This window comes from Streptomyces sp. Ac-502 (genome assembly GCF_045222935.1).
Classification (GTDB): Bacteria; Actinomycetota; Actinomycetes; order Streptomycetales; family Streptomycetaceae; genus Streptomyces; species Streptomyces monomycini.
In genome coordinates this window covers 1860068-1879674 of sequence record NZ_JBHFFO010000001.1, presented here as the reverse complement: position 1 = coordinate 1879674, position 19607 = coordinate 1860068, and the positions used below count along the sequence as shown (strand labels likewise).

The 19607-nt window shown below is 70.5% G+C and carries 17 protein-coding genes and 4 pseudogenes; 12 read left to right on the top strand and 9 right to left on the bottom strand.

From position 1 onward, the window contains the following. Positions 1 to 149: 149 nt before the first annotated feature. The 3 genes from ACEXOX_RS08450 to ACEXOX_RS08440 all read right to left on the bottom strand — a co-directional run bounded on the left by ACEXOX_RS08450 (position 150) and on the right by ACEXOX_RS08440 (position 4082). Positions 150 to 1700, bottom strand: a complete 1551-nt coding sequence (locus ACEXOX_RS08450; protein ID WP_406519789.1) for a M4 family metallopeptidase — start codon at positions 1698 to 1700, stop codon at positions 150 to 152. Positions 1701 to 2189: 489 nt separating this feature from the next. Continuing rightward, positions 2190 to 2717: a DUF4232 domain-containing protein gene (locus tag ACEXOX_RS08445; RefSeq protein WP_406519788.1), complete on the bottom strand. Its 528-nt coding sequence runs from the start codon at positions 2715 to 2717 to the stop codon at positions 2190 to 2192. Between the two features lie 210 nt (positions 2718 to 2927). Further along, a complete protein-coding gene (locus ACEXOX_RS08440; protein WP_406519787.1) occupies positions 2928 to 4082 on the bottom strand; it encodes a right-handed parallel beta-helix repeat-containing protein in 1155 nt (384 codons plus the stop codon). Between the two features lie 418 nt (positions 4083 to 4500). Between ACEXOX_RS08440 and ACEXOX_RS08435 the strand changes: the two genes are divergently transcribed. The 4 genes from ACEXOX_RS08435 to ACEXOX_RS08420 all read left to right on the top strand — a co-directional run bounded on the left by ACEXOX_RS08435 (position 4501) and on the right by ACEXOX_RS08420 (position 7479). After that, complete coding sequence (locus ACEXOX_RS08435; protein WP_406519786.1) at positions 4501 to 4815, top strand: hypothetical protein; 315 nt, start codon at positions 4501 to 4503, stop codon at positions 4813 to 4815. A gap of 180 nt (positions 4816 to 4995) precedes the next feature. Beyond that, positions 4996 to 5541 carry a hypothetical protein gene (locus ACEXOX_RS08430; protein WP_406519785.1) on the top strand — a complete coding sequence of 182 codons (546 nt, stop codon included), beginning with the start codon at positions 4996 to 4998 and terminating at the stop codon, positions 5539 to 5541. Between the two features lie 149 nt (positions 5542 to 5690). Further along, positions 5691 to 6308 carry a flavin reductase family protein gene (locus tag ACEXOX_RS08425; protein ID WP_406519784.1) on the top strand — a complete coding sequence of 206 codons (618 nt, stop codon included), beginning with the start codon at positions 5691 to 5693 and terminating at the stop codon, positions 6306 to 6308. A 181-nt stretch (positions 6309 to 6489) separates the two neighbouring features. Continuing rightward, a complete protein-coding gene (locus ACEXOX_RS08420) occupies positions 6490 to 7479 on the top strand; it encodes an endonuclease/exonuclease/phosphatase family protein (protein WP_406519783.1) in 990 nt (329 codons plus the stop codon). Here the strand turns inward: ACEXOX_RS08420 and ACEXOX_RS08415 are convergent. After that, positions 7428 to 7727, bottom strand: coding sequence for a DUF2277 domain-containing protein (locus tag ACEXOX_RS08415; protein ID WP_406519782.1), 300 nt, complete (start codon positions 7725 to 7727; stop codon positions 7428 to 7430). The genes ACEXOX_RS08420 and ACEXOX_RS08415 overlap by 52 nt on opposite strands. Positions 7728 to 7846: 119 nt before the next feature. On the opposite strand from ACEXOX_RS08415, the gene ACEXOX_RS08410 reads away from it, so the two are divergent. Next, positions 7847 to 8332: a pyridoxamine 5'-phosphate oxidase family protein gene (locus ACEXOX_RS08410; RefSeq protein ID WP_406519781.1), complete on the top strand. Its 486-nt coding sequence runs from the start codon at positions 7847 to 7849 to the stop codon at positions 8330 to 8332. Between the two features lie 128 nt (positions 8333 to 8460). On the opposite strand, the gene ACEXOX_RS08405 is transcribed toward ACEXOX_RS08410, so the two are convergent. The 3 genes from ACEXOX_RS08405 to ACEXOX_RS08395 form a co-directional block, all read right to left on the bottom strand. Next, positions 8461 to 9129: an alpha-ketoglutarate-dependent dioxygenase AlkB family protein gene (locus tag ACEXOX_RS08405; protein WP_406519780.1), complete on the bottom strand. Its 669-nt coding sequence runs from the start codon at positions 9127 to 9129 to the stop codon at positions 8461 to 8463. Positions 9130 to 9265: 136 nt separating this feature from the next. Continuing rightward, positions 9266 to 10234: a GNAT family N-acetyltransferase gene (locus tag ACEXOX_RS08400; RefSeq protein ID WP_406519779.1), complete on the bottom strand. Its 969-nt coding sequence runs from the start codon at positions 10232 to 10234 to the stop codon at positions 9266 to 9268. Between the two features lie 143 nt (positions 10235 to 10377). Further along, positions 10378 to 10539 (bottom strand): hypothetical protein, encoded by a 162-nt coding sequence (locus ACEXOX_RS08395; RefSeq protein WP_406519778.1) that lies wholly within the window; start codon positions 10537 to 10539, stop codon positions 10378 to 10380. A gap of 524 nt (positions 10540 to 11063) precedes the next feature. Here ACEXOX_RS08395 and ACEXOX_RS08390 point away from each other — a divergent pair. The 3 genes from ACEXOX_RS08390 to ACEXOX_RS08380 all read left to right on the top strand — a co-directional run bounded on the left by ACEXOX_RS08390 (position 11064) and on the right by ACEXOX_RS08380 (position 13291). Beyond that, the gene (locus tag ACEXOX_RS08390) at positions 11064 to 11270 is read left to right on the top strand and encodes a hypothetical protein (protein WP_406519777.1); all 207 of its coding nucleotides are present in this window, start codon (positions 11064 to 11066) and stop codon (positions 11268 to 11270) included. A 307-nt stretch (positions 11271 to 11577) separates the two neighbouring features. After that, on the top strand, positions 11578 to 12081 hold the full coding sequence (locus tag ACEXOX_RS08385; RefSeq protein ID WP_406519776.1) for a hypothetical protein: 504 nt from the start codon (positions 11578 to 11580) through the stop codon (positions 12079 to 12081). Positions 12082 to 12205: 124 nt separating this feature from the next. Next, positions 12206 to 13291, top strand: a complete 1086-nt coding sequence (locus ACEXOX_RS08380; protein WP_406519775.1) for a VanZ family protein — start codon at positions 12206 to 12208, stop codon at positions 13289 to 13291. Between the two features lie 466 nt (positions 13292 to 13757). Here ACEXOX_RS08380 and ACEXOX_RS08375 read toward each other — a convergent pair. Then, positions 13758 to 14644, bottom strand: a pseudogene (locus tag ACEXOX_RS08375) (undecaprenyl-diphosphate phosphatase). A 182-nt stretch (positions 14645 to 14826) separates the two neighbouring features. Continuing rightward, a pseudogene (locus ACEXOX_RS08370) lies at positions 14827 to 15527 on the bottom strand (TVP38/TMEM64 family protein). A gap of 219 nt (positions 15528 to 15746) precedes the next feature. Here ACEXOX_RS08370 and ACEXOX_RS08365 point away from each other — a divergent pair. The 4 genes and pseudogenes from ACEXOX_RS08365 (at position 15747) to ACEXOX_RS08350 (ending at position 19528) form a co-directional block, all read left to right on the top strand. Beyond that, positions 15747 to 16049 (top strand): hypothetical protein, encoded by a 303-nt coding sequence (locus ACEXOX_RS08365; protein ID WP_406519774.1) that lies wholly within the window; start codon positions 15747 to 15749, stop codon positions 16047 to 16049. Between the two features lie 122 nt (positions 16050 to 16171). Then, positions 16172 to 17346 (top strand): annotated as a pseudogene (gene tuf, locus ACEXOX_RS08360) (elongation factor Tu). A 273-nt stretch (positions 17347 to 17619) separates the two neighbouring features. Beyond that, positions 17620 to 18150: pseudogene (locus tag ACEXOX_RS08355) on the top strand (patatin-like phospholipase family protein); the annotation flags it as partial. 586 nt (positions 18151 to 18736) lie between these two features. Beyond that, positions 18737 to 19528 carry a spermidine synthase gene (locus ACEXOX_RS08350; protein ID WP_406526268.1) on the top strand — a complete coding sequence of 264 codons (792 nt, stop codon included), beginning with the start codon at positions 18737 to 18739 and terminating at the stop codon, positions 19526 to 19528. The last annotated feature ends 79 nt before the right edge of the window (positions 19529 to 19607 follow it).

Below are 19607 nucleotides of genomic sequence, written 5' to 3'. Positions count from 1 at the left end.
CCACGCGGTCTCCGGCACCGCAACGCGCTCCGCCGGGCCGGGAGCCCGGCGTGCCGGAGTCCCGGCCCGGCGGAGCCGTGCGGTGGCCCCGGCGCGCCGCTGACGACGACGGGCGCGCCGGGACCGGTGTCACATGACGTTCACGGGGTTCACTTGACGTTGATCGCGGTCCACGCGGCCGCGACCGTCTTGTACTCGGTGCTGGAGGCGCCGTACAGGTCGGCGGCGGCCTTCAGCGTGCCGGTGCGGGCGCCCGCGTACTTCGTGGTCGAGGTGAAGTACGTGGACAGCGCGCGGTACCAGATCTTCTCGGCCTTGCCGCGGCCGATGCCGGTGACCTTCGAGTTGTCGTAGGTCGGGCTGTTGTAGGTCACGCCGTTGATCGTCTTGCTGCCGCTGCCCTCGGACAGCAGGTAGAACCAGTGGTTCGCCGGGCCCGAGGAGTAGTGCACGTCGACGCCGCCCAGCGACGAGGACCAGTAGTCCTTGGACGCGCCGTCCTTGGAGGGCTTGTCCATGTAGCGCAGCGGCGTGCCGTCGCCGTTGATGTTGATCTTCTCGCCGATGAGGTAGTCGCCCTTGTCGGTCGCGTTGTTGGCGTAGAACTCGGTCGCCGTGCCGAAGATGTCGGACGTGGCCTCGTTCAGACCGCCGGACTCGCCGCTGTAGTTGAGCTTGGCGGTGGCGGCGGTGACGCCGTGGCTCATCTCGTGGGCGGCCACGTCCAGCGCGGTCAGCGGGTTGCTGTTGTTCTGGCCGTCGCCGTACGTCATGCAGAAGCAGGAGTCCTGCCAGAAGGCGTTGACGTAGCCGTTGCCGTAGTGGACGCGGGAGTAGGCGCCCTTTCCGTCGTTGCGGATGCCGTTGCGGCCGAGGACGTTCTTGTAGTAGTCCCAGGTCACCGCCGCACCGTAGTGCGCGTCGACGGCCGCGGTCTGGCGGCCGCCGCCCCACTTGTCGTCCGCGTCGGTGAAGAGCGTGCCGGTGCCGGACGTGCCCTGGCGCAGGTCGTACGTCTTGTGCTGGCCGCGGGCACCGTCGGTGAGGTTGTAGGTGCTGCCGCTCTTGGTGGTGGTGAGCGGGACGGTGCCGCTGTACGAACTGGTGCCCGTACCGGTCTCGATCGTCTCGTCCTGGAAGAGTTTGGCCCCGGTCTTCGCGTCGGTGATGACGTGCAGCTCGCTGGGCGTGCCGTCCTTCTGGACGCCGGTCACCACGGTCTCGTACGCCAGGACGGGCTTGCCGGAGGCGGCCCAGATCACCTTGCGCGGCGCGTCCTTGGCCTCGGCCTTGGTGTTCTTCTCGGCGGCGGAGGCGGACAGCGCGCTCTTCTTGGCGGTGGCGGCCGGCTGGGCGGCGTCCGTGGTGGACACGGCTATCTTGGCCTGCGTCGCCTTGTCGACCGTGCGGGTGCCGTTCTTCTTCTCGTGGACGACCAGGTCCCCGCCGAGGACCGGCAGGCCCTCGTACGTGCGCTCGTAGCGCGTGTGCACCGTGCCGTCCGCGTCCTTGATGACATCGCGGGCGACGAGCTTCTCCTGCCCGCCGAGGCCGATCCGCTGCGCGGTGCCGGCGGCTTCGGCCTGCGCGCTCTTGATCGCGGTCACGCGCTGCTGCGCGGACAGTGCGACGGCCTCGGCGCCGGTCACGGCGTCGGGCTGCGCGGTCGCCGACCCGGTCTGGACGGTGACCGCGACCATCGCGGCGGAGGCGACCAGGGCTGCGGCACGGAGGGTGTACTTGCGGGGGTGGAGGTCATGCGTCTCAACTCAGTCTCCTAGCGCGGACCGTACGGTTGCGGCCCGAATGAGGGGAGGGCAGCCCTGTCGGGCCGCCCGGTGGTGCAGGAGTGAATCGAGAGGAGAGTGCCATCACCTGACCGCCGTTGTCAGGTCTTCAACAAGGATTTCACAGGGGGTTTGCCGAAATGCGGTTGTTTGTCACCGATTTCTGGTCGGTTGCGGACCGCTTTTGTGAACAGTCTGTTGCGTGTGGGGTGAACGGTCAGTTGCGTACGGAGGAGACGGCAACGGTCCGCCGCTTCGCCACTCGGCCGTTCCGACGTTCCGTCGGTCCGCCGCCCGGACCGGCGCGGCGTACGTCAACACCGCACGCCGGCCCGCACCGCACGCCGGAAGCCCGGCGCCACCATCGGGCGCCGGGCCTCCGTACCGCTACGAAATCCTGCCTCAGGGAGTGGGCAGCTTCGCCGACCAGGCCGTCACGGACAGCGTGCCGTTGTCCACTTCCCGATCGAACGGGAGCACATTGTGTCCATTGCCGCCCCGCGGCGAGACCTGAAGGTACTTGGCGTGCGCGGTGTTCGCGCCGGTGTGCGTCCACACCAGGTCGGCGTAGGCGCTCTTGCCCGGCTTCAGCGTGACCGGGTGCTCGCCCGGATCCTTGGCGAAGTACGTGTCACCGTGCCGCGCCGTGGTCTTGATCGCCGTGTGCCCCGCGCCCTCCAGCGCCAGGCCCGGGTAGCCGGATATCGTGCAGGTGCTCTTGCCGACGTTCTCCATCCGCAGGTAGGTGCCCGCGTGGTTCATGCCGGCCTGGCTCTCGCCCGCGTCCGTCGTGGTGACCTTCAGTGTCCCGGGCTGGCAGGCCCCGGCGCCGGACGTCCCCGTGCCGGCGGCGGAGGCGACGCCCGCGCTCGCTCCGGCGGCCAGGGCGGCGGCAGCGGCAACGGCGGCTGCGGTACGCAGACCACGCATGTTCGATCAACTCCCTCTTCCCCGGCATCCCGGGGAAAACGCTCGTGATGCACCCACCCGCCTGCCCCCTACACGCAATGCGACACGTGCCCCGACGGGGCGGCGGGCCGGTACGGTCTTCCTTGTTCCCGTGCACTCCACCCTGCGTGCGAGCGCTGATGAACGGCTAACACGCGGCTAACGTCCGGGGCGGGGCGGGCGCCGTCCCGGTCAGTTCATGGTCGACCCGATGGGCGCGTTCCCGGTGGTCAGGAAGGTGGTCGCCGGGAGCGAGCCGTCCGCCCGGCGGGGCCCGTACGCGGTACGGGCATCGGTGGACCGGAACGCGGGCGTCGCCACGCCGCGGTCCCAGTTGTTCCCCGCCGACACGGCGGAGGAGCCCACCTTGGCGGGCCGGTCGCCGTTGGCGGCGGCCAGGTTCTTCGCCAGTCGCGCCGTGCCCGTGGCGAAGTAGAACCCCACCTTCTTGTTGGCGTACGCGGTGTTGCGCTGGAGGGTGGTGGCGCCGGGGTTGCTGTTCTCGGTGAAGCCGTGGAGCGTGTTGTCCCAGGCCGCGTTGTCGACCACCGTGTGGGCGGCGACCGTACCGCCGCCGCCCAGCTTGAATCCGTTGCCGTTCCCTTCGAAGGCGGGGTCGTGCCAGCGGTTCTTGCCGTTGCCGTAGGCCCAGGTGTGCTCGATGGTGACCGGGCCGGCGAACTTCCAGAGGTCCAGCCCGTCGTCGGCGTTGTCGGACAGCCGCGCCCCCGTGATCCGGTTGCCGCTGCCCGAACCGAACTTCACGGCGATGCCGTCGGCGTTCTGGCCGTGCGTGGCCCGGTCGTAGTTGCCGTGACTGTCCAGGTTCCGTACGAGGTTGTCGTGGGTTCCCTCGCCGCGCAGGGTGAAGCCGGAGTCGCCGTTGTCGGCGGTCACCAGGTTCTCGAAGACGCCGCCGGTGGAGGACGTGACGACGAAACCGTGCGCGGGCGACTTCTGGAAGGTGAGGTTCCGGACGGTCCAGTAATCGCCGGATATCCCGGCCAGCCAGGACCCGGCGGGCAGCTTCGAACCGTCGATGCGCACCTTCTCGCTGCCGTACGCGGCGAGGGTGATATGGGCCGTGGGCCTGCCGTCGGCCGAACTCTTGAGGCTGCGCGTCGGGTGGTACGTACCGCCGCGCACCTGGATGGTGGTGCCGGCCGCGGCCCGCGCGACGGCGTCCTGGAGGGCCGCGGTGGTCGAGACCACGACGGTCTGGGAGGCCGCCCCGGCCGTACCGGGGGCGAGCGCGAGCCAGGCACCTCCCGCGCCGGCGGTCACGGCGACGGCGGTGGCGACGGCCAGGGTGCGGGTCCTGCGGTGACGGCCGGTATTGCTGCTCACGGCAGTTGATCCTCTCGTGGGGGACGGAAGCGGCGGCCGGCCGGGCTTGCTGCCCAGGGCCGCACATGTCCTTGTCGCCGCTGCGGAGGGAAAGGTTGCCGTGGTGGGGGAGGAGGGGCGGCGGCGGGTGTGGCGCGTGTGACGGGACTGGGGGTACGGCCGGGGCTGCGGGCGCGTGCGGACGCGTGATGTCGTCTCACATTGAGACAGGGAGATTATGCCGACGAATTTCCGATCCCGAGCATTTTCCGTTACGTACGGAACCCGCGTCCGCCGTGTTCGGCGCACCGGAATTAAATAACACCGGAGCGGCGGCAAACTCGCTCTTTTGGCGACGCCCGGACGTCTTGCCGGTGTCACCGTCGGCCCAATTTAATTACTGCGGCAGGCAGTTCACCCCCGTAGTAGGAGACTTCGCATGAAGCGCATTCCCCGCATTCTCGTCGGCCTGGGTATCGCGACGGCGGTCGCTCTCGGCGCCACCACACCCGCTCTCAGTACAACGGGCTTCTTCCTGTACACCGCACCTACGGGTCAGCAGGAACAGCTCGACAATCCGCGGAGCAATACCTGCCACACGATCGAAGGGAACGGACGGGCCTACAACGGCACCAACAAGGTGGTCGCCCTCTATGCGTCGAGGGACGACTGCGAGGGGACCGCGACCCAGTTCCTGAGGCCGCGACAGCACGGCGCGGACGTGGAGTTCCGAAGCGTCGAATTCATCCGCTAACCACCCCCGTCGAGCCCGCCGCCCCGGCCACCGCCGCGTCGGCCCTGTCCTTCCACCGAGTGCCGGGTGGTCGGGCGGGCGGCGCGGCCCGGCCGGGCGGTGTGGCCTCGTAGACAGCCCTCGCGGGCACCCTCACGGGCACGCGGAACCGTGCCCGTTCCGGAAGAAGGAGGCGGTGCAGTGGTGCACCGATGGTGGAACACCCTCGCGGTGGCGGTCGCGGCATTCCTGCTCACCATGGTGGCAGCGCCGCCTGCCGCTACGACGACCGGTTATTTCGAATACACCGAACCCGGCCCCGCCCAGACCATCAGAGATTTCTCGGGCGGTACCTGCCACACCTATTTGCAGGCCTCGGGGCGCGTCTGGAACATGACCGACGTCGAGGCGGAAATCTATGCCTCGAAGAACTGCTCGGGGAATATTCTGCGCAAGCTGCAGCCCGGTCAGGAAACGCGGGCGACGTTCGGCAGCGTAAATTTCAGAACGCGACCGAGCTCGGGCTATTTCCGGTTCCGGGAAGCCGGCCGTACGCTGACGCTGCACAATCCCCGTAGTAATGTGTGTTTCACGGTCCGGAGTGACGGATTCGTCTACAACGCGACGAATAAGACGGTGGAGACGTGGACCAGCGATGAAGCGTGCCAAGGCACCGCTGACCATTTTCTCCGCAAGGAGGAACATGCGGACGCGATGTCATTCGAGAGCGTTCAATTCATCAGGTAGCCGCACGGGCGGATGCAACTGGCTCCGCCGGCTGACGCGCGGTGCCCGCCCCCGACACCCGGCACCCGACACCTGGCGCCCGAGTCCGTACCCGGACTGTCCCACGGAGGCGCTGGGCCCCGGTTCGGCAGGGATGGATACTGATCTTCATGCGTATCGACTTCGACCCCGCACAGTTCGGCCGGCAGGGCTTCTACCGGCTGCTCACGGCGACCGTGGTGCCGCGGCCCATCGCCTGGGTGTCCACCATCTCCGGCGAGGGCGTGGCCAACCTGGCCCCGCACTCGTTCTTCAACATCGCCTGCGTCGCGCCGCCCGTCCTGCAGTTCTCGGCCGTCGGACGGAAGGACTCCCTCCGCAACATCGAGGAGACCGGCCAGTTCGTGGTGAACTTCGCACCGGAGGAACTCGCCGGGCAGATCAACGAGACGGCGACCGACTTCCCGCACGGAGTCAGCGAGTTCGACGCGGTGGGGGTGGCTCCCGAACCGAGTCTGCGGGTCAAGGCGCCGCGGGTCGCCGCCTCGCCGGTGGCCTTCGAATGCGAGCTGCACAGCACGCTGCGGTTCGGTGACTCGACCGTCGTCTTCGGCCGGGTGGTGCACGCCGCGGTGGCGGAAGAAGTCATGACCGACGGCCACCCGGAAATCCGGAAGATGCGGCCGCTGTCCCGGCTCGGCAAGGACGAGTGGGGGACGACCGGCGACGTACGGGAAGTCTCCCGCATCCGGTACGCCGACTGGCAGGGACCGGCAGCGGGAGCCTGACCGGAGACGGAGACGGAGACGGGGGCGGGGGCGGAAGCGGAAGCCGGAGGCGGAGCCCGGTGCGAAATTAGCGCGTTTCGGCCCCCTCCCCCTTCTGTCCACTTCCGCATCACCCTGGTCTCCGAGACTCTTCAGTGACCCGGCCCGCAGCCGTAGCGGGCCACCGGCCACTGGAGATGCGATGACGAGATCGACGGGCTGCTCCGCCGCGGTGCCGGAACCCCTGGCCGGCACGGCGTCGGAGCCCGCGGGCGCCGCTCGCGCCTCCGTGGGGCCCTTCAGCCGCCGTACGGCACTGCGCGCCGTCGCGGCGACGGCGGTCGGTACGCCGGCGCTGGCCTACGGAGGCGGCACCGCGCACGCGGCCCGAGGCGACCGGCGGCTGCGCGCCATGACGTTCAATCTCCGGTACGCCTCGGACCAGCGGCCCAACTCGTGGCCCGAACGCCGCCCGGTCATGCGCAAGTTGCTGCGCCGGGCCGCACCGCACCTGATCGGTACGCAGGAGGGGCTGTACCACCAGCTGCAGGACATCGCGGAAGACCTCGGTGACGACTACGCCTGGCTGGGCACGGGCCGGGCCGGCGGTAGCCGCGACGAGTTCGCCACCCTGTTCTACGACATCCACCGGCTGGCCCCGGTCGAATACGACCACTTCTGGCTCTCCGACACCCCGTACCTGATCGGTTCGGCGACGTGGGGCAACACGGTCATCCGGATGGCGACCTGGGTGCGCTTCCGGGACCTCCGTACCGGCGGGGAGTTCTACGCCCTCAACACCCACCTCGACCACCTCAACCAGTACTCGCGCGAGCGCTCCGCCACCCTGATCACCGACCGGCTGCGCGCGCTGGACCCGGCGATTCCGCGCATCGTCACCGGCGACTTCAACGTCCCCGCCCACAACAACCCCGTGTACGACACGATGCTCAGCCGGGGCGCGCTCGTGGACAGCTGGGACACGGCCGACTCGCGCAGCACCCTGTACGCCACCTACCACGGCTACCGGCCGCTGGTGCGGGACGGCGAACGGATCGACTGGATCCTCACGTCACCGTCGATCCGGACCCACCGCGCCGTGATCGACACGTTCTCCGACGACGGACAGTTCCCCAGCGATCACCTGCCGGTGCGCGCGCTGCTGGAGTTGCCCGAGGCTCCCAAGGCCTGAGCGGCACCGCCACCGTCGCCGTTGCTGCTGCCGCCCCCACTGCGGCCCCGCACCTGGAGTCCGGCCAGCAGGTCGTGCGTCGCGGCCGTCACCGCGTCCACGGCCTGCTCGAACACCTCCCGGTTGTGTCCGGCGGGCGCGCGGAACCCGGAGACCTTGCGGACGTACTGGAGGGCGGCGGCCCGTATGTCGTCCTCGGTCACGTCGGGCGTGGCAGGGGGCCTGAGCGTTTTGATGCTGCGGCACATGTATCCAGTGTGCCTCCCCGACCCGGTCCAGGCAGGCGTTTCACCCCACTCAATCAAACATGCGCTCGAAATGATGACCCGCCGTCCTCGCCCCTTCCCCGCTCTGCTGGAATGCCGACATGAATGATCAGGAACGCGCGCGGCCCTCCGCTCCGTCCGCCGGCGCCAAGCGCTCCCAGGCCCTCGACCCGGCCGTCCGCGACCGCCTGGCCACCGAGCGGATCGTCTGGCTGTGCACACTCCGGCCGAACGGTTCGCCGCATGTCACGCCCGTCTGGTTCGTCTTCGTCCACGGCACGTGGTGGATCGGCGCGGACCGCGCCTCGGTGAAGCTGCGCAACATCGAGAACGACCCGCGGGTCTCGCTCGCCCTGGAGGACGGCGAGGCCCCCGTCGTAGCGGAAGGACGTGCCCGGACATGGCACGTGCCGCCACGCGCCGAGGCGGATCCCGGCGCCGCCGTGCCGTCCGAGGTCGTCGCCGCCTTCCTCGCGAAGTACGACTGGGACGTGACCGCCACGCCCCCGTCGGCGTCGGAACGGTCGGGCCGGGTGCTTTTCGAGGTGCCGGTCGACCGCTGGCTGCTGGCAGGCGTGGCCCAGTAGGCAGCCGACGGCTCCAGTAGCCGACGGTCCCAGCCAACCGACGGCTCCAGTAGCCGACGGGCCTGGTGGCCCATCGCGCCCGGTAGCCAACGGTCGGGGCCCAGCGGCCGGCGGGTCCCGCCCCTCCCCTATTCCAGCCCGGTGACCCGGAGCGTGATGTTGAGGCGCCCGCCCGCCAGCCCCGTCGCGGGGTCGCCGGTCCCCGGACGCACCTTCGTCACTCCGTGGTAGGCGAACCGCGACGGTCCGCCGAAGACGAACAGATCGCCGGAAGCCAGCTCGATGTCGGTGTAGGGGCGGCCGCGGGACTCGGGGTTCCCGAACCGGAAGACGCAGGTGTCGCCGATACTGAGCGAGACGACCGGGGCGCCGGACCGCTCGTCCTTGTCCTGGTGCATCCCCATCGTGGCCCGGCCGTCGTAGAAATTGATCAGAGCGGTGTCCGGCGTGTACCCGTCCCCGGCGGCCGCGTCCTCGTACGCCTCGACGAGCGCCGCCCGCCCCAGCTCCACCAGCCAGTCCGGGAACGCGGCGACGGGGGCACCGTTGACGTCGTCGGCGGTGCGCCGGTACGTGTACGGCTGCCAGTGCCAGCCGAGGCACACCGTCTGTACGGACATGACGCCGCCGCGCGGCAGCCGGGTGTGCCGGAGCGGAACCGGCCCCCGCGCCCAGCCGCGGCAGGCGGCGACCAGCTCCCGCTGCCGCTCCAGGGACAGCCAGCCCGGCACGTGCACCGCGCCGGGCGCGGGCCGGGACCGTACCTGCTCCGAACCGTCGAAGCCGGGCAAGGGCATGTCCACAACAACCTCACTCCCGGGCCTGGAGCCGGACCCGGTGTCCTTTCCAACCCCGGCCCGGTCCCGGCTTCAAACCTGGCCCGTTCCCCGGCCTGCTCCTTCACGCCCCATTTTCCCCCACCGGCGCTCTGGACTACTCCGCGGGCTCCCCGCCCTCCGCAGGGTTTGCGACCTCCGCGGACTCCCCAGCCCTCGCAGGCTCCCCACCCTCCGCGGGCTCAGCGATCAGCGCGGTGGCGACCCGCCGGAAACCGAGCCGCTCGTAGATCCGTGCCACGTCGTCGTTGTTCGCCGACAGGAACACCGTACGGACGCCCCGCTCACGGGCGTCGGCCACCAGCGCGGCGGTTACCGCGAGCCCCAGGCCGCGGCGGCGGGCGCTGGGCAGCGTCCCCACGCCGACGATCTCGCTGACCGCGCCGACCGGCTGGTGCTGGCCGGCGCACAGCGCGATGCCGTCCTCCTCCGCCACCGCCACCGCGGTGTACCCGTCCCGTATGCGCTTCGCCACGACGTCCACCGACCCGTCCTCGACGAGCTGCTGGACCGCATCCGCCAGCTCGCGGGTGCCCGCCGCGCCCACCTGGGTGTCGGGCTGTCCGAAGGCGATGTACGGCACGGCGACGGCGTACGGCAGCGCCGGGTCACCGTCCTCGATCACCCGGACGCACATCGCCTCCCCGGCCCCGCCCACACCTTCCGCCCCGGCTGACGCTCCGCCACCTGCCGTCCGGTCCGCGCTCAGATCCAGGGCGAGCAGCGGGTGCTCGTGCACCACCAGCCCCGCTTCCTCCACCGCGGCGCGCAGGTGCGGTGAGTTCTCGGCCACCCATTCGAAGTTCTCCGGCACACTCAGCTCCCGCTGCCGGTCCCGGACCCGCTCCACCTCGGCGGCGCTCACCTCGTCACCCGTCCGCCCGAGGGCGGGCCGCGCGTAGTACGGCCAGCCCCGGCCGTCGCGTACGAAGAGGGTCAACGCCCCGAAGTCCTCGGCACGGGCGGCACTGCGCGGAACGGCGTCGTAGTACTCCTCGATCCGGCCGAGCAACTGCTCCAGCAGCAGGTCGGCGTGGCGGTTCTCGTCCATCTCGGCAGCGTTCACGCCCGCATCCAAGCAGCGGTACGCCCCTCACCGCCATCGTTTTCCGATCACGCGCCGTCGCGACTTTCCCTTTCGCCGTCCTCGGCCGTCGCGACTCTCCGTTCCGCCGTCCTCGGCTCTCGCGCTCGCGGTCCGCGGTCGGCTCAGACGGCCTCGACGACGGCTCTGCGGGCCGCGAGCGTCCATATCTCCAGCAGCCGCGCATACTCCGCACGGTCCTCAGCCGTCCACGACCGGCCGCGGCGGGCACGCACGAACCGCCGGATCGCTTCGTTCGCGTCGGCCGCAGCAAGGGGCGCGCCCATGCAGGGGGAGGAGTTGGGAACATGCCGTCCATGCTAGGGGCGGCCACTGACAACGTCCCCTCGCCGAAGTGTCCCCGTCCGGCGCGGAGCTGCGCCGGCCCGGCCATGTGCACCGTACGCACGCGGCTGACCTGCCATGACCGTTACGCACCCGGCGTGCGGGATGCTCCATATGTGTCCAGACCCACACGCTCTGACCACGCTCCGTCCACGCCCGCCATGCCCATACGCCGATCGGGTGATCCGAACGGCCCCCACGTCAGGGCCATTGCGCCCCTTGAGCCTCCAACGGCCACGGGGCACCTGTGGCCCCTGCGGCCCTGGCGACCTCCGACGCTCTCTCCGTAGCTGCCCGCCCCCGGTCCACACCCGCCCCTCGCCCATCCCTCCTCCCAGCTCTCCCTCGCTTAGGCCAACTGGGTAAATCGGGAGAAAAGGCGCGTTTCTCCTTTCATATGACCGAAGGCCGAGGGTTGAATCGAGGCGTCAGTCACTCTCAGCACGCCTCAAAGGAGGATGTTGGTATGCGTTCTGTCATGCGTCCGCTCTTCGTCGGCCTCGCGGTGGTGGGCCTGTCCGCCGCCGGCGCCGTCGCGGCCCAGGCCCACGGTCACGACGACGACCTCGTCAACATCAGCAAGTACACCAACGCGCCGAGCTACGCCTCGCACAACTGGGGAAGCGGCAACTGGAACTCGGCGGCCCGATTCGGGGACCTGGAGCAGGACTGATTGCCCCAGCGCCTTGATGGCGGGCACATCCGGCTTCCCACCGGGTGTGCCTGCCGGCACGCGAAAGGTCCGGGCGAGGCGCCTCTCCCGCCTCGCCCGCCGATCCGTGCCCGAGGACGCCGACGCGCTGAACCAGCCCCGGTCCCGGCCCCGACACCGGCAACTGCCCCACCGCCACCTCAGATTCCGCCACCGCCCTTGCCGCAGGCGGCAGTTCAAGGGGAATTCCCGCGACCCACCTCCTTTCAACGGCTCCGGAACGGGTATCACACAGAAAACCCACCCACTGTGTGCCTCGGAGCCGCGGATGCAGCATGCCCTGCCCATGCCCGGAGACATAGGTCTCACCCGAATCAGCGGCAATGTGGGCCGCTTGATCCGTATCGGCCAGTGGCTGAACGGAAACGGTTTCGGGGATTACCAGCACGCCTTCCTCGTCCTGCCCGGCGAAATGCTGATCGAAGCCGAGCCCGGCGGTGCGACCATCCGATCCCTGTCGGCCTACGACGGCGTGGATGTCCTGTACGTGTGCCCGGAAGGACTCACCGACGCCCGGCGCGACGCGATATGCGCGGCCGGCCGCCGTTACGAGGGTGTTCCGTACAGCTTCCTCGACTTCCTGGCCATCGCCGTGCACCGGCTACGCCTGCCCTTCCCGGGGCTCCGGCGCTACGTCGCCGCCACGGGCCACATGATCTGCTCCCAACTCGTGGACCAGAGCCACCAGGACGCCGGAGTCCATCTCTTCGAGGACGGCCGCTGGCCCGGCTACGTGACCCCCATGGCCTTGTACCAGCGCCTGGCTCATTGATCCCTCACCGCACCACCGAAAGCGTCGTCCGGTAACGTCACTCCGCGTCCGCCCTCCCCACCGATTCCGGTGCAGGTTCGCGGGGTGATGCTCCATCGCCCCATCTCGACGAAAGACGTCATCGGTGATTGAAGCATCGGTCGGTGCGGTGCCCGGCCTTGTTCCGGCATTCGTCATCATCGGCCTCTTACTGGCCGTTCCGGTCGGCCTCATCGCCAAGTTACGTGGTCATTCCGTCGTTCTGCCGACGTTGTTCACCACGGCGCTGGCCGGTGTACTCACCGTGACTCTGTTGCCGAGCTCTTTCGGAAGCGAAGCGCCCGGCACATGCGATCAGGGACTTCCCGGCGCTGCCTTCCTGGCCTCCGAATCAGCCCAGTTGAACGTCCTGCTGTTCGTCCCGCTGTGCTTTCTGGCCGTTCTCCTCTTCCGGCGACCGGTACTCGTACTCGCCGGGACGGTGACGCTGACCAGCGCGATAGAACTCGCCCAGGGGCACCTGCCGCTGGGCCGAGCGTGCAGCTACGACGACATCAAAGCGAATGCCCTGGGCGGCATCATCGGCCTGTCCCTGGGATGCCTCAGCCTCTGCCTCTTCCCAAGGCGCAGCCGACGCCGCTCGCCCTTCACCCGGCGGGACACGCTCTGGGGCTCCGGCGCTGTCATCGCGAGCGCCTGTGCCGTCGCGACGGCGTTTTCCGCCACCCTCACCATCGAGGACTACGAGGCGACGACCTACCGTTCGACAGCCGAATTCGGCAGCACCGAAGCCATGCAGGAGTGGTTCGCCGGCACGGTCACCCAACTGCTGGGAGAACAAGCCAACGGCACGACAGAGATGCGCAAACCGCAGGACGGGCAGCGACGGTGGGTCCTGCGCGCCGATACCAGCCACGGATCCGTCGTGGCCACGTGGCCGGACCGCAAGCTCGTAGAACTCAGAACAGTCAGCCACCAGCACGCAGCAGGCGCCTCCTCCCGCTCCCTCCCCGACGCGGAGATACGGAAGTCGGCGGAACGATTCGCCCGCACCTGGTTCCCGAAGGAAACGGCCGACGCCGTAGCCCGGTTCGAACATCCGAGGAACGATCCGCACACCCGCCTGCTCAGCTACCGCCGCTACGACCACGGCGTCATGACACGGATGCGGCTCGACATCGTCGTATCGACGACCGGACGCGTCACGGGCTTGACCAACAAGGTTCTTTAGGAGCGCGGCGCGCGCCGGGCTACCCCGCGCACGCGGGGACCACGGGTCGCGGTCAAGGCGCACGTGGTGCACGCGGGGAACACCCCCGCGCGCGCGGGGACCACTTGCGCAGCACCGCCTCGTAGCCGTCGACGTCGGGAACACCCCCGCGCGCGCGGGGACCACGGACAGCACCACCGCGCGCAGGGACAGGCCCGGGGAACACCCCCGCGCACGCGGGGACCACCTAAACCACGCCGCCCTCCACGACGCCGATGCGGGAACACCCCCGCGCACGCGGGGACCACGGGTCTGCCGGGACGGCCTTGTTGACCGTGTCGGGAACACCCCCGCGCACGCGGGGACCACAGGCCACGACCAGCAGCTTTGTCAGCCGGCCTAGCCGTTTTTCCTTACTTTCGGGAATTCCGGCAAAACCGTCATACGTTCACGCCTCGCGCAGCTCCTCCTTCTCGGGACCCGCCCCTCACCCCGCCGATTCCCCCGCATGCGGGCTCAGTACCCCAGCCCCCACCAGCGCGAACAGCGCGATGCCCAGCAGGATGCGGTAGACGACGAACGGCATGAAGCTTCTGGTGGTGATGAATCGCATGAACCATGCGATGACCGCGTAGCCGACGACGAAGGCGATGACCGTGGCGAGGATGGTCGGGCCCCAGGAGACGTGGCTTGCGGTGGCGTCGCTGCCGAAGGCGTCCTTGAGTTCGTAGACGCCGGAGGCCAGTACGGCGGGGATGGCGAGGAGGAAGGAGTAGCGGGCCGCCGCTTCGCGGGTGTAGCCCATCAGGAGGCCGCCGCTGATGGTGGCGCCGGAGCGGGAGACGCCGGGGATCAGGGCCATGGCCTGGCAGATGCCGTAGATCAGACCGTCCTTGACGTTCAGGTCGGTGAGGGTCTTGCGCTGTTTGACGGCGCGGTGGCGGCCGCCGGACTCGTCGCGGGCGGCCAGGCGGTCCGCGATGCCCAGGACGACGCCCATGACGATGAGGGTGGTCGCGATCAGGCGCAGATCGCGGAAGGGGCCCTCGATGGCGTCCTTCAGGGTGATGCCCAGGACGCCGATCGGGATGGACCCGACGATGACCAGCCACCCCATCTGGGCGTCGTGGTCGTGGCGCAGGTCGCGGTTGACGAGGAGCGGGCCCACGTCGAGACGATCCGCGCGATGTCCTTGCGGAAGTAGATCAGTACGGCGGCCTCGGTGCCGATCTGTGTGATCGCGGTGAAGGCGGCGCCGGGGTCGTGCCAGCCCGCGAACGCCGCGGTCAGCCGCAGGTGTGCGCTGGAGGAGATGGGCAGGAACTCGGTCAACCCTTGGACCAGGCCGAGGATGAAGGATTCAAACCAATGCATCGAAGCTACGCTATCCAGAGGGTGATCAAGCGCTTACCCAGCAGAGACCCGGGTCAGGCGACACGAGGGCGGAAGGGACGGGAATGCGTGCGTGCGGTCGGCGGGATCGGTGACCGGTCGAGGGCAGCGTAGCGCCCGAAAGTGTCCGAGTGCTCAAAGGGCTCTTTCCGGACGCCCGCGGGTCAACGCCCCCGGAGTGACGCGCGCTTGCGCCACGCCACGAGCACCGCGGCCAGACCGGAGACCGCGATGAAGGCCGTGGAGATCAGGAAGGCGGGCGAGGTGGGCGTCGAGGCCTGCGCGCCGGCGATGACGTACGCGGCCGTGTTCGGCACGCTGCCGACCGTGGTGGCCAGCAGGAACGCGCCCCAGCCCATGCGGGAGACCGCGGCGCAGTAATTGGTGGCGCAGAACGGCAGGCCGGGGAAGAGCCGGATCGCCAGCATGGAGCGGAAGCCGTGTTCGCTGAGCTGCCGGTCGGCGGCGGCCAGCCAGCGGGCGCGCAGGAAGGGCCGCAGGGCGTCCTGCCCGAGCAGCCGGCCGAGGGCGAAGGCCAGGCCCGCGCCGAGGATCGTACCGGCGAGGGCCGACAGGAAGCCGGACAGGCTGCCGAAGATGGCACCGGCCGCGAGGTTCAGGACCGGCCGGGGGACGAAGGCGGTGGTGCACACCCCGTACGCGAGGCCGAAGATCACTACGGCGCCGCCGCCGGCCCACTCGGGCGGCCAGCCGTGCGCCAGCAGCCGCTGCGGCTGCCAGACGATCATCGCGGCCGCGGCGCCGGCGAGCAGGACGAGGAGTACGGCGAGGCGGGCCCAGGGGAGAAGAGCACACGCGTGCAGCGCGCGGCGAGGCCGTCGGGCGTTGCGGCGGGTTCGAGCATCCCGGGAGCGTAACCGACAAGCGTGGCGAGCAGGTGTATTCGCGACCGCTGCGGGGTGAAGTGGGGTGGAGGGGAGATGGAGAGGAGGAAGGGAGGAGGGGAGGAGAGGGAGTAAGGGGGTGAGGGAGGGAGAGGAGGGGAGGGTGTGGGGGAGGCGGGCGGTTTCGGGGCGCTGATAAATCGTTCGACGTGGCGTGTCCCGCACGAGATCCTTGGCGCATGTTCCGGCAGCCGTACTTCGCGCTCACGTCCGCAGTCGCGGACGCGCCGAAGGCTGCCGTCGACTCGCTCGCGGTTTTGATCATCGCGCTCAAGGCCGAGGCCGAGGCCCAGGCCCAGGCCCAGGCCGAGACTGGCACGGTGCCGTCTCCCGGCACCGCAGCAGCAGACACCGCCACCGCTACGGCCACCGCCGCAGCAGACACCGCCACCGACACCGTCGCAGCAGGCACCGCCGCCCCCGCCGCATCCGCGGCCTCGGCAGGCACTGCCGCCACCGCGACCGGCGGCGCGCGAAGCTGACCCTCTCCGGATCGACCGGCGAACCCCGCAGGGGAGGGTCGGTGGGGCTCAGGGGTTCCCACGGCGGCATGTCATGCCGACGCCGCCGTATTCACCGCAGTGCTTCGCGAGGAAGAACAGCCATGCCCAAGACGGCATACGTGCGGACCAAGCCGCACCTGAACATCGGCACCATGGGCCACGTCGACCACGGCAAGACCACCCTGACCGCCGCGATCACCAAGGTGCTCAGCGAGCGGGGCAGCGGCACCTTCGTGCCCTTCGACCGGATCGACCGGGCCCCGGAGGAGGCCGCGCGCGGCATCACCATCAACATCTCGCACGTCGAGTACGAGACGGACACCCGGCACTACGCCCACGTCGACATGCCGGGCCACGCCGACTTCATCAAGAACATGGTCACCGGCGCGGCGCAGCTCGACGGCGCGATCCTCGTCGTCTCCGCGCTCGACGGGATCATGCCGCAGACCGCCGAGCACGTCCTGCTCGCCAAGCAGGTCGGCGTCCGGTACATCGTCGTCGCGCTGAACAAGGCGGACGCGGGCGACCCCCAGCTGACCGACCTGGTGGAGCTGGAGGTCCGTGAGCTGCTGACGGCGCACGGGTACGACGGGGAGCACGTACCCGTCGTACGGGTCTCGGGGCTGCGCGCCCTGGAGGGCGACCCGCGCTGGAGCCAGGCCATCGAGGCGCTGCTCGACGCGGTGGACACGTACGTGCCGACGCCGGAGCGGTACCTCGACGCGCCGTTCCTGCTGCCGGTGGAGAACGTCCTGACCATCACCGGCCGCGGCACCGTCGTCACCGGCGCCGTCGAGCGCGGCACGGTACGCGTCGGCGACCGGGTGGCGGTACTGGGTGCCGACACGGAGACGACCGTGACCGGCGTGGAGACCTTCGGGAAACCGATGGAGTCGGCCCAGGCCGGTGACAATGTCGCGCTGCTGTTGCGCGGCCTGCACCGGGACGAGGTGCGCAGGGGCACGTCGTCGCGGCGCCGGGCAGCGTGACGCCGCGCCGGCGCTTCACCGCCGAGGTGTACGTGCTGTCCACGGAGGAGGGCGGCCGCCGCACACCGCTGTCCACGGGGTACCGCCCGCAGTTCTACATCCGTACGGCTGACGTGGTCGGCGACATCGACCTCGGCGAACGCGGCATCGCCCGGCCCGGCGAGACGGTGACGATGACCGTCGAGCTGGGGCGCGACACCCCGCTGGAGCCCGGGCTGGGCTTCGCCGTCCGCGAGGGCGGCAGGACGGTGGCGGCGGGCACGGTCCGTACGGTCGCCGAGGTGTAGCCGCAGCCGCCGGCCGGGCAGGGCCGTAGTCGGGGCGGGTGCGGTGGAACGGGCGCGGTAGTCAGGTGTGGTGGACGGGCGCGGTAGTCGGGCGCGGTAGGCGGGCCGGGTCCGTACCGCACCCGTACGGCACCCACGTCGCGCCCGTATCGCACCCGTACAGCCCCGCTCGGGCCCGTCGGTGCGCCCGATACCGGAACAGTGCGGCTGCCACACTGCCGTACGAGACCGCTGCACCGGGGCGGCCCGGACGCAACCGGAGAGGGGACCGCGATGACGGGTACGGCGCTGGTACTGGGCGGCGGAGGCTACACCGGCATCGGGTGGGAAATCGGCATGCTCGCCGGATTCGCCCAGGCGGGCGTCGACCTCGCGACGGCCGACGCGGTCATCGGGACCTCGGCCGGTTCGATCGTGGGCGCCCAGCTCACATCGGGCCGGCTGACCCCGGACGAGCTCTTCACACGGCAGCTGGCCCCGGTCACGGGCGAGACCGCGGCGCGCATGGGCACGCGGGAACTGGCGCGGTTCGCCTGCCTGGCGCTGCGTTCGCGCGACGCCGTGGACTTCGGCGCACGGATGGGACGTCTCGCGCTGGGCTCCCGCGCGGCCGCGGGCCCCAGCCGCCGCGACGCCGTCGCCCAGCGTCTGATCAGCCATGATTGGCCGGCGCGACGGCTGATGATCACTGCGGTGGACGCGGAGACCGGACAGCGGACGGCCTTCGACGACACGCGCGGGGCGGACCTGGTCGACGCGGTGAGCGCGAGCTGCGCCGTGCCCGGTGTGTGGCCGCCGGTGCGGATCGGCGAGAAGTGGTGGATCGACGGCGGGGTGCACTCCAGCGCCAACGCGGACCTCGCCGCCGGATACGGCCGGGTCGTCGTCCTGGCGCCCGTGGCGGCCGGCGGCGGGCCCATCGCCACCGCACGGGCGCAGGGGGCGGCCCTGGCGCGGCGGGGCGCACGGGTGTGCGTACTGGTGCCCGACCGCGCGGCCCGCGCCGCCTTCGGCCGTAACGTCCTGAATCCGGCGAAACGTGCCGACGCGGCCCACGCCGGACGCCGCCAGGCAGCGGCTCATCTGAAGGAGGTCCTGTCGGTGTGGGGGAGTGAGGAGGGACGAGTGAGGAGGGAGAGGGAAGGGACGGGTGAAGCTGGGGTCGCGAGCGGTTTCAGGCGGCCGGTTCGAGGTGGGGCGCCGCGCGTCGCCGTACCGGCACAATGGGACGGTGGACGAAGCAGCCGAGCAGATAGCGGGAACGCCGGTCGAGGGCCGGGCGGCCGCGCCGGTCACGGATCGGGACCCTGGCCCCGGGGGCCCCGACGTCGGCTCCGACCCCACCCCCGTCCCCGTCACCCGCATCGTCGACTGTGGCACCGCCAAGCTGATGCCGGACGTGGACCGGCCGCGCGCCTGGCTGCTGACCGTGGACGGTGCTCCGCAGTCGTACGTGGACCTCGACGCGCCGACCGACCTGGAATTCGAGTACGCGCGCCGGCTCGCGGCCGTGCTGGACGCGGCCGCCGCCCCGGCCGAGCCGCTCGACGTACTGCACCTCGGCGGTGGAGCGCTGACCCTGCCGCGCTATCTCACCGTGACCCGCCCCGGCTCCCGCCAGGACGTCGTCGAGGCCGACCGGGGGCTGCTCGCGCTGGTCGCCGAACAACTGCCGCTGCCTCCGGACTGCGGAATCACGGTGCGGGCCGAGGACGCCCGTACGGCGCTGGAGGCGGCGCCCGAGCACAGCGCGGACGTGATCGTGGCGGACGTCTTCGGCGGCTCTCGGGTCCCCGCGCACCTGGCCTCGGTCGAGTACGCGCGTGCTGCCGCCCGCGTACTGCGTCCGGACGGGATCTACGCGGCGAACCTCGCCGACAGCGCGCCCTTCGACTTCCTGCGGGCCCAGCTGGCGAACTACGCGTCCGTCTTCGACCACCTCTGCGTGATCGCGGAACCGGCCGTGCTCCGCGGCCGCCGCTTCGGCAACATCGTGCTGGCCGCGTCCCGTGTCGAGCTGCCGCTCACGCAGGTGGCCCGGCGCGTGGCCGCCGACGTGTTCCCCGCGCGGGTCGAGCACGGCGCCGCGCTACGGCGGCTGATCGGCGACGCCGCGCCCGTGCAGGACGCGCGGGCCGTACCGTCCCCTCGTCCGCCGGACGGCGCTTTCAGTATCGGATGAGCCCGCATCGGATGAGCCCGCATCGGATGAACCCGCATCGGGTGAACCCGCATCGGTTGAAGCCGCACGGGGGAACTTG